Raw genomic sequence first — 12,811 nt, 5'->3', positions numbered from 1 at the left:
GTTGCCCGATGCGCCCCTCAGGGCAGGAAAGGTCTACGAGCGCTACAGCCGCGGCGCGCGCTCACGCATTCCACGATCGGGCGACGAGAATCATGGCCTGCGTCACACGTCACGCGGCGGCGTTCCCGCTGTTCCGCTCGACCGGGATCCACAACTGGGAGTGGGTCTCTTCGCCGACCTCCACCAGGTGCGTCCGCAGGAGTTCCGGACCTGGCCGACTCGTGTACGGGTTCGAGGGAAACCACTGGGTGAACACGTCGCGCCACAGTTCCTGGAGCGCGCTCGGATAGGGCCCGTCGTTGTCGAAGACCGCCCAGGTACCGGCCGGCACTTCGAGGGCGTCGAGTTCCTCGACGGTCGTCTCCGGGCCGGTGGCCACGCCGATCCAGTAGTCCGCCTCGGCACCCTCCTCCCGGCTGTCGGTCAGGTACACCGCTGCCGACAGGATCCCCTCCGGTTCCCGGCCGGCCAGCTCCTTCATCCGTACGATCGCCCGCTCGTCCAGGTTTTCCACGTGCGCCGCGGCGCCCGGGTTGACCCCCTCGTGCACCAGCGGGACCCGGGCCCTCCTGCCGACGATCCGGAACGCCTCCTTCTCCACGATCCGGTACCGCATGGTCGTACTGCCTTCGACGACGACGCGGAAGGACATGCGGGGCTGTGCCGTGAGCAGCGCACCCGTGCGCCGGGCCTCGCCCGGGCCGATGCCGTGCACCGACCGGAACGCCCGGGCGAAGGCCTCGCCCGACCCGTAGCCGTAGCGCACCGCGACATCGAGCAGCGTGCGTTCCCCGGCCAGCACTTCGGCCGCGGCGAGCGTCATCCTCCGGCGCCGCACGTACACGGGGAGCGGCATCCCGGCGAGGGCGGAGAACAGCCGCCGGAAGTGGTACTCCGACACCGCGGCGATCCGGGCCGCCTCGGCCACATCGACCTCCTGGTCGAGGCGGCTCTCCAGGTGGTCCAGCGCCTGGTTCAGCCGGTCCAGCACGTGTATCCGTCCCTCTTTCTCGCGTCTCCCCGTAGGAATGCGCACCCCGATGCGGCAGCTCCTGCGGCCGGGCCGTCTTCAGGTGTAGGTGATTCCCTCGCGCCCTGCCCGACACAAGCCGTGCGGGAATTGTCGGGCGGGTGGCCTCGGCCCTGGCCGAGGCTTGCGCACATGACTGATGTTAAAGGGCTGTGCGAACCGCGGTTCGCGGCGGTCGAGGAGGCCCTCGCGGCTTCGCTCGGCAAGGACGACGTGGGTGCCTCGGTCGCCGTCCACCTCGACGGCGAACCGGTGGTCGACCTCTGGGGCGGGTACGCCGACGCGGACCGTACGGTCGCCTGGGAGCGCGACACCCTCACGGGCGTGAACTCGACGACCAAGAACATGACCGCCCTGTGCGCGCTCGTCCTGGCCGACCGGGGCCTGCTCGATCTGTCCGCGCCGGTCGCCGCCTACTGGCCCGAGTTCGCCGCGGCCGGCAAGGAGCGTCTGCTGGTACGCCATGCGCTGTCCCATACCGCGGGGCTGCCGGACCTGTCCGGGCCGACGACGGTGGAGGACCTCTACGACTGGCAGTGCGTGACGGCGGGGCTGGCCGCGCAGGCCCCCGAATGGGAACCGGGCACGGCCGCCGGGTACCACGCGCTCACCTTCGGGTTCCTGATCGGTGAGGTCGTCCGCCGCGTCACCGGCCGTGGCCTCGGCGACTTCTTCGCCGAGGAAGTCGCCGGACCGTTGGGCGCGGACTTCCACATCGGGCTCTCCGCCGCCGACGACCACCGCGTCGCCCCGCTCGTCCCGCCGCCGTCACAAACCGACGAGTTCACCGCCGGCGCACCGCTGGGACCCGACGGCACACGTCGGGAGCACACCGGTGCCACGGTCCGGGTCAGGGACGCCAACTCCGTGCCCTGGCGCCGTGCACAGATCCCGGCGGTGAACGGCTTCGGCAACGCCCGGTCCGTCGCCCTCGTCCAGTCGGTCCTGGCGAACCGGGGTTCGGCCGGTGGCGTGCGGCTGCTGTCTCCCCAGGGCTGCGAGCCCGCGTGGCAGGAGGTGTTCCGCGGCGAGGACCGGGTGCTGCGGACGCCGATGGCCTGGACCGTGGGCTTCGGGAAGTTCGGCAACACCTTCGGTTGGGGCGGGTGGGGCGGCTCGCTGGTCGTGAGCGACCCCGACGCACGGATGACGGTGGCCTACGTGATGAACCAGATGATCGACCGGGAGCGGCAGGAGGACAACCGCGGCATGGAGATCATCATGGCCGCCTACAGCGGACTGCGGTGACAGCCCATGGGCGGTGGCGTCCGTGCGCACGGGCTGAGAGAGCTACGGCCGCGAGACCCTCCCGCCCTTCAGCCGGGTGTGCCCGGGTGGTCGGTCAGGTCGAGGTGGGGTTCGAAGGCCCGTAGCAGGAGCGAGCGCATGCGGTCCGGCCTCATCTCGGTCGAGCCGGCGAGGATCTGCATCGCCAGGCCGTCGACCATGGCGGTGAACCGGTCGGCGAGGGCTTCGACGTCCGCCTCCGGTGCCAGGCCCTCGGACCGGCACTCGCGCAGCACGTCCACCACGACCCGGTACCAGCCCGAGTAGATCCGGCGCTGCGCGGGCCGCAGGCGGGGTTCGAGCATCGCCTGGTTCCAGAACTGGATCCACACCGACCATTCGTCGATGTCGTCGGCGGCGAGCGGGAGTTGGACCTCGATCAGGCGGCGCAGCTTGTCCCGTGCCGACGTCGCCCGGCCGAACTCCTCGTCGAGCCGGGTGCGGAACCGTTGGGCGTAGTACTCGAGCGCCGCGTGCAGCGTGGCTTCCTTGCTGGGGAAGTGGTAGTGCACCGTCGCCGTGCTGGTCCCGCAGTAGCGGGCGATGTCCGAGACCCGCACGTTGTGGTAGCCGCGGCGGGCGATGAGGACGGTCGCGGCCTCCAGGATCTGGTCCCGGCGTTCCTGTGCCGTCACCGGCTGCGCCCGGTCCCGTCCGGTCTCGGGCGGGAGCACGGGCTCGGGACCGGTTCCCTCGACCAGATAGGCCGTGGACACCCCGCAGGCCTTCGCGAGGGCGGCGATCTCCTCGTCGCGCAGCCGCCGGGTCCCGCGCAGTGCCTTGGACAGGGCGGTCGGGTCCATCCCGACCCGGTGGGCGACCTCGCGCTGGGAGACGGCGGCCGCGCGGATCGATGTCCGGACGCGTTCCGGCAGCGTGTCGGCGGTCTCGGCCGGTCGCTCTTCGATGCTGGTCATAACCCGATCAGTATGTCAGCCAAGGCGGTTCACCCCAGATGTCCGACGGCCGCCAGGGCGCTGATCACCTCGGCCGCGGCACGCTCGCCGGAAGAGATCGCCCCGTCGATGTAGCCGTTCCACACCGACGCGGTCTCGGTCCCCGCCCAGTGGACGAGCCCGGACGGCTCGCGCCAGCCGTCCCTGCCGTGCCGGGTCCAGCCGCCCGGGGTCAGGAAGCACTCGTAGCCTCCGACGGTCCAGCCGGTCCGCGGCCAGATCTTCTCGACGTAGTCGACGGGCTGTCCGGCCCGGGGGCCGGCGACCGCCGACAGTGCGGCCAGCACCCCATGGCGGCGCTCGGTGTCGGTGCCGGCGGACCAGCGGTCGAGGCGGTCGCCGTAGACGAACGCGACGAGTACGCCGCGCGAGGCGTCCTCGGGCGAGTTGTCGAAGACGACGCCGACCGAGCCGTCGCCGTAGAGCGTCGCGATCCCGGAGCGTCCCGCCGTGCGCCAGAAGGGTTCCTCGTACACGGCATGCACCTTGGCGACCCGTCCCATCGGGGAGTGGCGTACCCAGCCGCGCCGCGCGACGGGCAGCACGGGGTCGAACGCGATGCGCTCGGTCACCGCCGGGGGTACGGCGACCACGGCCCGCCGCGCGCGGACGGCAGTGCGGCCGGTGTGTGCCTCCACTCCGTGCGCGGTCTGCCGCAGGGAGAGCACCGGCTCGCCCAGCCGGACCTTGTCGCCCAGCGACTTGGCGAGCGCGTGGGCCACCGCGTCCGCGCCGTCGGTGAAACGGGCGTCCTGGGCGCAGCCGCGGGTTTCCATCAGTTGCTCGTAGCCGCCGCCCGAGGCCAGGTAGAACAGCACGTGGAAGAAGGAGATCTCGCGCGGTTCGGCGCACCAGACGCCCTGGATCGCGAGCGCCAGGCGCGCCAGAGCGTCCTCGTCGTCGGTCTGCGCGCGGAAGAAGTCCTCGGCCGACAGGGCGTCGAACTCGGCGAACCGCGGTGTGGACCACGGCAGTTCGAGGTCGACGGTGCGGGCGAGATCGTCCAGCAGGGCGGTGAAGCGTTCGTACTCCTCGATGCCCGGTCCGGCGTCCGGTGCGCCGCCCGCGTAGTCCACGCGCGTGCCGTCGGCACGGATCTCGGCGTGCCGGCCGGTCTCCCAGGTCGGGAACGTCCGGCAGCCGAACCGGGCCGCCAGCGCGTGGAACCGTCGCTGGCTCGGCCCGATCCACTGTCCTCCGTGGTCGACGCGCACCCCGGACGGGGTCACCTGGCTGAACACACGGCCGCCCACGCGGTCGGCGGCCTCCAGCACGACCACGTCGATCCCGGCGTCGGCCAGCCGCCACGCGGTGGTCAGTCCCGCGTATCCGGCGCCCACGACGACGACCTCGGTGTCGATGGCAGAAGTTTCGAGTGGTGTCACGCCGGCCACCGTGCCGCAACATTGACTCGCGAGTCAAGATGCTCCACAAAATTGCGATCGAGGTCTTGACAGCACCTCCCGCCACAGCCAGTCTGACTCGCCAATCAGTCATTGCGTTTTCTTGTCGTTACCCGTAGACCACTAGATCGGGAGTGGCAATGACCTCAGATTCGCAACTCCAAGTGCGCGAGGCCCAGACGGACAAGGGCCTGCGCTCCGGCGCGCTCTCCATGGCCACCAGCCTGATCCTCGCCGTGGCGTCCGCGGCGCCCGCCTACAGCCTCACCGCGACGCTGGCCTTCGTCGTCGGATACGTCGGCTTCCAGGCCCCAGCCGTGGTCGTGCTCGCCTTCGTCCCGATCCTGTTCGTCTCCTTCGGCTACGCCGCGCTCAACAAGCGCGATCCGGACTGCGGCACGATCTTCACCTGGGCCACGCGCTCACTGAACCCGAGCCTCGGCTTCCTCGGCGGCTGGGCGATCATCGCGTCCTTCGTCCTGGTGATCGGCAGCCTCGCGCAGGTCGCGGGACAGTACGTGTTCCTGCTGTTCGGCGCGGAGGACATCGGTTCCGCACCGGCGGACTGGCGCGTGCTGCTGGCCGGCCTCGGCTGGCTCGCGCTGATGACCCTGGTCTGCTACCGCGGTATCGAGATCGCGGCCGCGGTCCAACGCGCTCTGCTCTTCCTGGAGTTCGGCATGCTCGTGGCCCTCTCCGTCGTCGCGCTCGTCAAGGCCTACGGCGGCTCCGCGCCGACGGGAGCCCGGCGGCCGAGCCTGTCCTGGCTCAACCCGTTCGAGGGCGCGTCCCTGAGCGCGTTCGTCAGCGCGCTGGTGCTGATGCTGTTCATCTACTGGGGCTGGGAGACCGCACTCACCGTCAACGAGGAGACCACCGACCGCCACCGCGTCCCCGGCCGGGCCGCGACCTGGTCCACGGTGCTGCTGGTGGCGCTGTACCTCCTCGCCACGTTCGCCGCGCTCTCCTTCGCCGGCATCGGCGACTCCGGGATCGGACTGAACAACCCGGACAACTCCGGGGACGTCCTGTACGGCTTCGGCACCGCGGTGTTCGGGTCGAGCGGTTTCGGCTCGGTGCTGTGGCACCTGCTGATCCTCATGGTCCTCACCTCCGCCGCCGCCTCGACGGAGACGACCGTGCTGACCCTGAGCCGCACGATGCTGTCGATGGGCGACCAGGGCGCGCTCCCCCGCGCACTGGCCCGGGTGCACCCGCGCTTCCGCATCCCGCACGTGGGCACGATCGCGGTCGGCGTCGTCGGTGCGGTGGTGTACGTCGCGCTGAACTTCCTCGGCCACGGTCTCGTCCTCGGCGACGCGGTGTCCGCGTGCGGGGTGCTGATCGCCTTCTACTACGGGCTCACCGGACTCACTTCCGCCTGGGTGCACCGCGCCGGGCCGCATGACCGAGCCGCGGACATCTGGCTGACCGTGGTCCTGCCCGCGATCGGCGGGGTCGTCCTGCTCGGCGCGGGTGCCTGGAGCCTGGTGCAGGCGTGGGATCCGATCAACAGCGGGACGAGCTGGACCCTCCCGTTCTCCTCCGGATCGCGCATCGGCGGCACGTTCGTGATCGGCACCGGGACGGTCGTGCTGGGGCTGCTCGCCCTCCTGGTCTGTCGGCGCCTGTACCCCGCGTTCTTCGCCCGTCGGCCGGCCGTCGCGGCCCGCACCTGACTCCGGGCCCGCTGCCCGAACTTCCGCCGCCCGCCCAGGATTTCCTCACCCCGCGCCCCCGCATCCGGGAGATCGTCCGTGTCTTTTCCCCAGGCCTTCGTCGACCCCTCGTCCGTCGCCGTCGTCGGTGCCACCGAGGACCACGCCAAATGGGGCTACTGGCTCGCCACCGGCGCCCTCGCCGGAGCTGGCCGGCGACAGGTGTGGCTGGTCAACCGCCGTGCCGCACAGGTCCTCGGCCAGCCTTGCCGTCCAACGGTGGACGACCTGCCGCAGGCCCCCGACCTCGTCGCCCTGTGCGTGCCGCCACGACACGTCCTCCCCGTCGTCCGCGACGCACTCGCCAAGGGGTGCCGCGCCTTCCTCTCGATCACCGCGGGACTCGGCGCCGACGAGGCCGAACTCGCCGCGCTGCTGCGCGAGTCGGGCGCGCGGCTGATCGGACCGAACAGCCTCGGGTTGTTCAACGCCGCCGCGGAACTCCGGCTCGCCTGGGGGAACTTCACACCCGGCAGGCTGGCGATCGTCTCGCAGAGCGGTCAGCTCGGTTCCGAGATCGCCGGCCTCGGCGCCCGGGCCGGTCTGGGTGTGTCGCGCTTCTACTCGGTCGGCAACCAGCTCGACGTGGGAGCCGTCGACGTACTCGAATCGCTCGTCTCCGACGAACACACCCGCACCGTGGCGCTCTACCTGGAGAGCTTCGCCGACGGAGCACGGATCGTCACCGCCCTGGAAGCCCTCCACCGCGCCGGCAAACACGCGCTGGTGCTCACCACCGGTGCCAGCGAGGGCAGCCGTCTTCTCGCGCGGTCCCATACGGGTTCGATGACCTCCGCCCTCGACGTCGTCGACGCCGCGTGCCGCGCCGCCGGAGCCCTCCGGGTCGCGACCCCGCGTGAACTCGTCGACGCGGCAAGGGTGTTGGACGCGACCACTCCCCCGGGCGGACGCCGGGTCGCCATCGTCAGCGACAGCGGCGGGCAGGGCGGGATCGCCGCCGACCTCGCCGCCGACCGGGGCCTCCGGGCGCCGGTCTTCACCGAACCGCTCCAGGCGCGCCTGCGTGATCTGCTCCCCGCCGCAGCGACGGTGTCCAATCCGGTGGACCTCGCGGGAGCGGGAGAGGCGGACCTCCAGGTCTACGCGCGGGTCACCGAACTGGTGGCCGCCTCCGGCGAGGTCGACTCGATCGTCCTGTCGGGATATCTCGGCTGCTACGGCGAGGACTCGCCGAGCCTCGTGGACGCCGAGTCCGCAGTGATCGACCGCCTCGGCCGACGCCGGCGGACGGACGCGGCGCGCGTGCCCCTGATCGTGCACAGCATGAGCGCCGCCTCGCCCGCGGTCGCCCGGCTGCGGAAGCAACGCGTCCCGGTCTTCGACACCGTCGACGCGGCCCTGGGCGCGCTGGGCCACCTGACCCAGCTGGGCGGGCGGCCCCGCCCGGCGCCGATGACCGTACGGACCGAAGCAACCGTCCCGGCGCCGGGCTACTGGGCGGCTCGTACGTTCCTCACCGCACTCGGCATCACGATGCCCGAGGCGAGGCGGGTCACCGACGCGGCCGGGTTCGCGGCGGCCTGCGCGTCGCTGCGAGCGCCGCTGGTGCTCAAGGCCGGCTGGATCGAGCACAAGAGCGAACACCGGGCCGTCAGAACGGGGTTGGGCCCGGACACCGCCGACGCGGTGTTCCGCGAGATGTACGAGCGGCTCGGACCGGGCGAGTACGTCGTCGAGGAACAGGACACCCGGCCGGGCGTCGTCGAGCTGCTGATCGGCGCCCGCCGGGACCGCGACTTCGGTCCGACCGTGACCGTGGGGCACGGCGGGGTCCTCGCCGAACTCTGGCATGACGTGTCCGTGGAACTGGCACCGGTCGACCGGTGGACGGCTGCCGGGATGCTTGACCGTCTGCGCTCACGCCGACTGCTGGACGGCTGGCGGGGACAGCCCGCGGTCGACCTCGACGCGCTGATCGACGCGGTCGTCACCGTGTCCGAGGCGATCGCGGCCACCCCCGGCGTGGCGGATATCGAGATCAACCCCATCCGGGTCGGGCCCGAGGGCGCCCTGGCCGTGGACGCGCTCGTCGTCCCGCGCGCCGAGGACTTCGTAGCGAAGGCTGCACGTGAAGCAACCGGGGTGAACGGCCACCGGGAAACCACCGAGGAGCAGGAGACATCACGTGAGCACGTCCACTGAGCCCTGGCCGCTGACCGATGAGCAGCGGGCGATCGTCGAGCTGTGCCGGGAGTTCGCCGCGAACGAGATCCGGCCGCGCGGACGCGAGGTCGACGAGCGTGACATCGAGTCGCCGCTGGACATCTTCCGGGCCGCGGCCAAGGTCGGCATCACCGACTTCATGCTGCCCGAGGAGTACGGCGGGGGCGGGTTCACCGATGTCGTGACCCAGTGCCTGGTCCAGGAGCAGATGTGCTGGGGCGACCCGGGCATCGGCAACTTCGTCTGCTCCAACGGGTTCTTCGCCGACCCGCTGCTCGCGCTCGGCACCGACGAGCAGAAGGCCGAGTGGCTGCGTCCGCTCGCCGGTCCGAACCCCCTCTACACCGCGCTGGCGACGACCGAACCGGAGGCGGGTTCCGACGCCGCCTCCATCGCCACCACCGCCGTCCGGGTCGAGGGCGGCTATGCGATCAGCGGGCAGAAGGTGTGGATCTCCAACGCGGGCCTGGCCGACCAGTACGTGGTCTTCGCCAAGACCGATCCCACCCGGGGTTCCTCCGGGGTGACCGCCTTCCTGCTGCGCAAGGGCGCCGAGGGGATGAGGTTCGGCGAGCCCATGCGGAAGATGGGCCAGCGCGCCATCGTGTGCCGCGAGATCTTCTTCGACGAGGTCTTCGTGCCCGAGTCCGACCGGCTCGGGGACGAGGGGCAGGGCTTCCGCGGTCTGATGAGGACCTTCGGCATCTCCCGGATCGTGCTGGCCGCCGCGGCGACCGGAGCGGCCCGCGCGGCCTACGAGTACGCGCTCAAGTACGCCCGTGAGCGCAAGCAGTTCGGCAAGCCGATCATCGAGCACCAGGCCGTCGCGTTCCGGCTGGCCGACATGGCGACCCGGATCGAGTCGGCGTGGCTGCTGACCCTGCACGCGGCACGCCGGATGGACGCCGGGGCGGATGCCACCAAGCTCGCCGCCATGGCGAAGCTCCAGGCCTCGGAGACCGCGATGGCGGTGACCTGGGGCGCCGTCCAGACCCTCGGCGGCTGGGGTTATTCGCGCGAGTTCCCGGTCGAGCAGTGGATGCGCGACGCCAAGCTGGAGGAGATCGAGGAGGGCACCTCGGACATCATGCGGCTGATCATCTCGCGGCGCCTGTGACGGAGCCGCTTCCCCGTGACGTCTTCGACCGTGGCCCGGCAACAGGAGTGACATGACCTTTCGGAACGAGTTCACGGAGATGTTCGGAGTCGAACATCCCATCGTGTGCGGCGGAATGCTCGCGGTGGGCACCGCCGAGCTGATCTCGGCCGTCGCGAACGCCGGTGCGCTGGGGTTCCTCAGCGCGCTGACCCAACCCACCCCGGAGGCGCTCGCACGGGAGATCGCGCGCTGCCGCGAACTGACCGACAGGCCGTTCGGCGTCAACCTCACCATCCTGCCCACCATCGAGCCGGTGCCGTACGACGACTACCGGGCCGTCATCATCGACTCGGGCGTGAAGGTGGTGGAGACAGCGGGCAGCAACCCCGCACCGCACCTGCCCGCGTTCCGGCGGGCCGGGGTGAAGGTCGTGCACAAGGCCGTCGCAGTCCGGCACGCGCTCAAGGCGGAGGCACTGGGCGTCGACGCCGTCAGCATCGACGGGTTCGAGTGTGCCGGGCACCCCGGTCAGGACGACGTCCCCGGCCTCGTCCTGATTCCGGCCGCCGCCCGCAGGCTGCGTATCCCGATCATCGCGTCCGGCGGCTTCGCCACCGGCGCCGGGCTCGTCGCGGCCCTGGCGCTCGGGGCCTGCGCGATCAACATGGGGACCCGGTTCGAGGCGACCGCGGAGGCGCCGATCCACCCGAACGTGAAAGCCCGGATCGTCGCGAACGACGAGCGCGGTACCCAGATCGTCTTCCGGGAGTTCGGCAACACCGCCCGGGTGGCGCGCAACGCGGTCTCGCAGGACATCGCCCGGATCGGCGCGCGCCCGGGGGCCGCCTTCTCCGACGTCGCCGAACTCGCCTCCGGGAAGCGCGGGAGGCAACGGGTGCTGGGTGAGGGCGACGTCGAGGGCGGCATGTGGTGGGCCGGTCAGGCGCAGGGTCTCATCGACAGTGTGGAGAGCTGCGAGACGGTGGTCCGGACGATCGTGGCGGACGCCGAGGACATCGTCCGCGACCGTCTCCGGCGGCAGCTCGTACCGTCGGCCGACATGACCCCGACGGTGGCGGGCTGACCGGTTCATACGGCACTGACACCGTCCGATGCCGTCGCGGGCGGGCAACCCGGCGCACCTTCGGCGCACTGCCGGGAACGACCTGCCTCCTGGGGCTGATCCGAAGGGCCGAACGTTCCGATCCCCTCACGCGGACCCAGCCCACCAGAACACCCGACGACACCGTCACCATCCATCCCTCACCACCCCCCACCCAGGCCAACAGCCCGGTAGAGCAACGGCGTTGCCCGTGGGGGCATGCCGTCAGCCGGTGCTCCACTTCTGGTTGTCCCCGCCGGTGCAGCTCCACAGTTGCAGCTCCGCGCCGTTGCCGGTCCCCGCATCGGTGACGTCCACGCACTTGTCGGCCTGGAGGTTGACCAGATCGTGCGCGGCATTGAGCCGGAACCGCTGAGCCCCGGTTCCGTTGCAGGCGACAAGCTTGATCCACGCGCCGTCCGTCCGCGAACCGCCGTCGACGTCCATGCATTTACCCAGGGCGCGCACTGTTCCGTCCGACGCGAACTGCCATGTCTGCCGGGCGGCGCTCGTGCAGTCCCGGATCTGCAGGCGGGTGTTGTCCGCCGAGCTGCCCCCGGTGACGTCGATACAGCGGCCGGAGCCCTGACCCCGGATCAGTACGCCCTTGGCGGTGTCGCTGGAACCGGCGGCCGACGAGGAACTCCCGGACGGCGCACCGCTGTTCTTGGCACCGCCCTTCGCGGTGGCTGTGGCCCCACCAGATGTCGGTAGACCGGTCTTCGGGGTCGGCTGCCTGCTGGACCGCCGGGTGGAGTCGGCTTCGAGTGCGGAGGATTCACCCGACGGCGAGGCGGAATCGGACGAGTCGGTGACGTCCCCGGCCTGTCCGCTGCCCCGGACGGTGTCCGATCCGGCACCGGCTGCCGAACGTCCCTTGCCGTCATCGCCGTCCATGAGGAACAGAGTGCCGGTCAGCAGAACACCGACGCCGGCGGCAGCGGCGATCAGTATCCTGCGGCGCCGTACGGGTCGGGGCGCGGACCGGCTCGGAACGGCCGTGATGTCGGCGCGATGGTCGGTCACGTCCCCAGCGAGGGCATCGGTACGCCCGCCTGATGCCCGGGTGTCCGGCGCATGCTCGGTGAGTGCCGCGAACTCGGCCGCCACCGCGGACATGGGCGGCGGGAACACGGGCCCGGGGTCGGGTACAGCCTCGGACTCGGAGGCGGCAGCAGGCCCCAGCGAGGCGGCGGCCTCGGCGATCACCGAGGGCCCTTTCGACCGGCGTGGCAGGGGCAGCGACGCGGCGTCGGGCTGGTCGGTCCGGGCCGTGGCGGCCTCCGCCGTCGGATCCTCGGAGGAGGCCGTCATGTCGTCCTTCCGGTACTGGGGTGGTGGATTCCCGCGCGGCCGGTACGGCGTCGAAGTGCCGAAGACGTCGTGGTGGCCTGCGGTGGTCCGCGATGGCGTAGAGCGGGCGCCGACGATCACCGTCCTCGTGCCCGAGGGCGATTCTGTCGTGCCCACGACCGCCTAGGCAAAGGGCGACACGCGGTGGCCGTCCGGCGCCGGGAGCTCACGGCGTCGGCGTGCCGCACAGGACATCAACGAACCTGTGGGCCACGGCAGTTCCGACCGCCGACGCCTCCGGCCACGAACAGATCGGCGGGGCCGAGCAGGGCGCCGACACCCACCGGGTCAAGGTCACCTTCCGGAAGTTCGGCAACACCGCCCGGGTCGCACGCAATTCGGTCTCGCAGGACATCGCCCGCCTCTGCACGCGCCCCGGAGCCGCCTTCTCCGACGTCGCCCAACTCGCCTCCGGGAAGCACGGCAGGCAACGGGTGCCGGGTGAGGGCGACGTCGAGGGCGGCATGTGGTGGGCCGGTCGGGTGGAGAGCTGCGAGACGGTGGTCCCCACCATCGTGGCGATCGTCGCGGACGCCGAGGACATCGTCCGCGACCGCCTCAGGCGGCAACTCGCACCCCCGGGACCGGAATTGGTCTAGACGAATCTTTCCCGGATCTCTTGACGCCGGCCGACGCGGGCAGCCACGCTTCGCTACGCAGGCAGATGTAAGGAAAGTTT

Annotated in this window: 11 protein-coding genes; 7 read left to right on the top strand and 4 right to left on the bottom strand. The window is 71.3% G+C overall.

The genetic code is table 11. The features are described from left to right. Nucleotides 1-109 precede the first annotated feature (109 nt). On the bottom strand, nucleotides 110-991 hold the full coding sequence (locus OG588_RS49085; protein ID WP_405953012.1) for a GyrI-like domain-containing protein: 882 nt from the start codon (nucleotides 989-991) through the stop codon (nucleotides 110-112). Nucleotides 992-1,162: 171 nt separating this feature from the next. Between OG588_RS49085 and OG588_RS49080 the strand changes: the two genes are divergently transcribed. Next, nucleotides 1,163-2,278 carry a serine hydrolase domain-containing protein gene (locus tag OG588_RS49080; RefSeq protein ID WP_405953011.1) on the top strand — a complete coding sequence of 372 codons (1,116 nt, stop codon included), beginning with the start codon at nucleotides 1,163-1,165 and terminating at the stop codon, nucleotides 2,276-2,278. A gap of 68 nt (nucleotides 2,279-2,346) precedes the next feature. Here OG588_RS49080 and OG588_RS49075 read toward each other — a convergent pair whose 3' ends face one another. Further along, the gene (locus OG588_RS49075; RefSeq protein WP_405953010.1) at nucleotides 2,347-3,234 is read right to left on the bottom strand and encodes a TetR family transcriptional regulator C-terminal domain-containing protein; all 888 of its coding nucleotides are present in this window, start codon (nucleotides 3,232-3,234) and stop codon (nucleotides 2,347-2,349) included. 29 nt (nucleotides 3,235-3,263) lie between these two features. After that, the gene (locus tag OG588_RS49070; RefSeq protein ID WP_405953009.1) at nucleotides 3,264-4,658 is read right to left on the bottom strand and encodes a flavin monoamine oxidase family protein; all 1,395 of its coding nucleotides are present in this window, start codon (nucleotides 4,656-4,658) and stop codon (nucleotides 3,264-3,266) included. Between the two features lie 158 nt (nucleotides 4,659-4,816). On the opposite strand from OG588_RS49070, the gene OG588_RS49065 reads away from it, so the two are divergent. The 4 genes from OG588_RS49065 (at nucleotide 4,817) to OG588_RS49050 (ending at nucleotide 10,761) form a co-directional block, all read left to right on the top strand. Beyond that, nucleotides 4,817-6,355: an APC family permease gene (locus OG588_RS49065; protein WP_405953008.1), complete on the top strand. Its 1,539-nt coding sequence runs from the start codon at nucleotides 4,817-4,819 to the stop codon at nucleotides 6,353-6,355. 78 nt (nucleotides 6,356-6,433) lie between these two features. Then, complete coding sequence (locus OG588_RS49060; protein WP_405953007.1) at nucleotides 6,434-8,557, top strand: acetate--CoA ligase family protein; 2,124 nt, start codon at nucleotides 6,434-6,436, stop codon at nucleotides 8,555-8,557. Then, nucleotides 8,541-9,695: an acyl-CoA dehydrogenase family protein gene (locus OG588_RS49055; RefSeq protein ID WP_405953006.1), complete on the top strand. Its 1,155-nt coding sequence runs from the start codon at nucleotides 8,541-8,543 to the stop codon at nucleotides 9,693-9,695. The genes OG588_RS49060 and OG588_RS49055 overlap by 17 nt, the downstream gene beginning before the upstream one ends. A gap of 52 nt (nucleotides 9,696-9,747) precedes the next feature. Next, complete coding sequence (locus tag OG588_RS49050) at nucleotides 9,748-10,761, top strand: NAD(P)H-dependent flavin oxidoreductase (protein ID WP_405953005.1); 1,014 nt, start codon at nucleotides 9,748-9,750, stop codon at nucleotides 10,759-10,761. A 243-nt stretch (nucleotides 10,762-11,004) separates the two neighbouring features. On the opposite strand, the gene OG588_RS49045 is transcribed toward OG588_RS49050, so the two are convergent. Then, entirely contained in the window at nucleotides 11,005-12,093 is a 1,089-nt protein-coding gene (locus OG588_RS49045; RefSeq protein ID WP_405953004.1) for a ricin-type beta-trefoil lectin domain protein, read from the bottom strand. Between OG588_RS49045 and OG588_RS49040 the strand changes: the two genes are divergently transcribed. Continuing rightward, nucleotides 12,092-12,259, top strand: coding sequence for a hypothetical protein (locus OG588_RS49040; protein ID WP_405953003.1), 168 nt, complete (start codon nucleotides 12,092-12,094; stop codon nucleotides 12,257-12,259). The genes OG588_RS49045 and OG588_RS49040 overlap by 2 nt on opposite strands. A gap of 52 nt (nucleotides 12,260-12,311) precedes the next feature. Next, nucleotides 12,312-12,731, top strand: coding sequence for a hypothetical protein (locus OG588_RS49035; protein ID WP_405953002.1), 420 nt, complete (start codon nucleotides 12,312-12,314; stop codon nucleotides 12,729-12,731). The last annotated feature ends 80 nt before the right edge of the window (nucleotides 12,732-12,811 follow it).

The sequence above is a fragment of the Streptomyces prunicolor genome, assembly GCF_045162825.1.
In the GTDB taxonomy this organism is placed as follows: Bacteria; Actinomycetota; Actinomycetes; order Streptomycetales; family Streptomycetaceae; genus Streptomyces; species Streptomyces prunicolor.
This window is presented reverse-complemented; position numbering and strand designations above follow the sequence as displayed.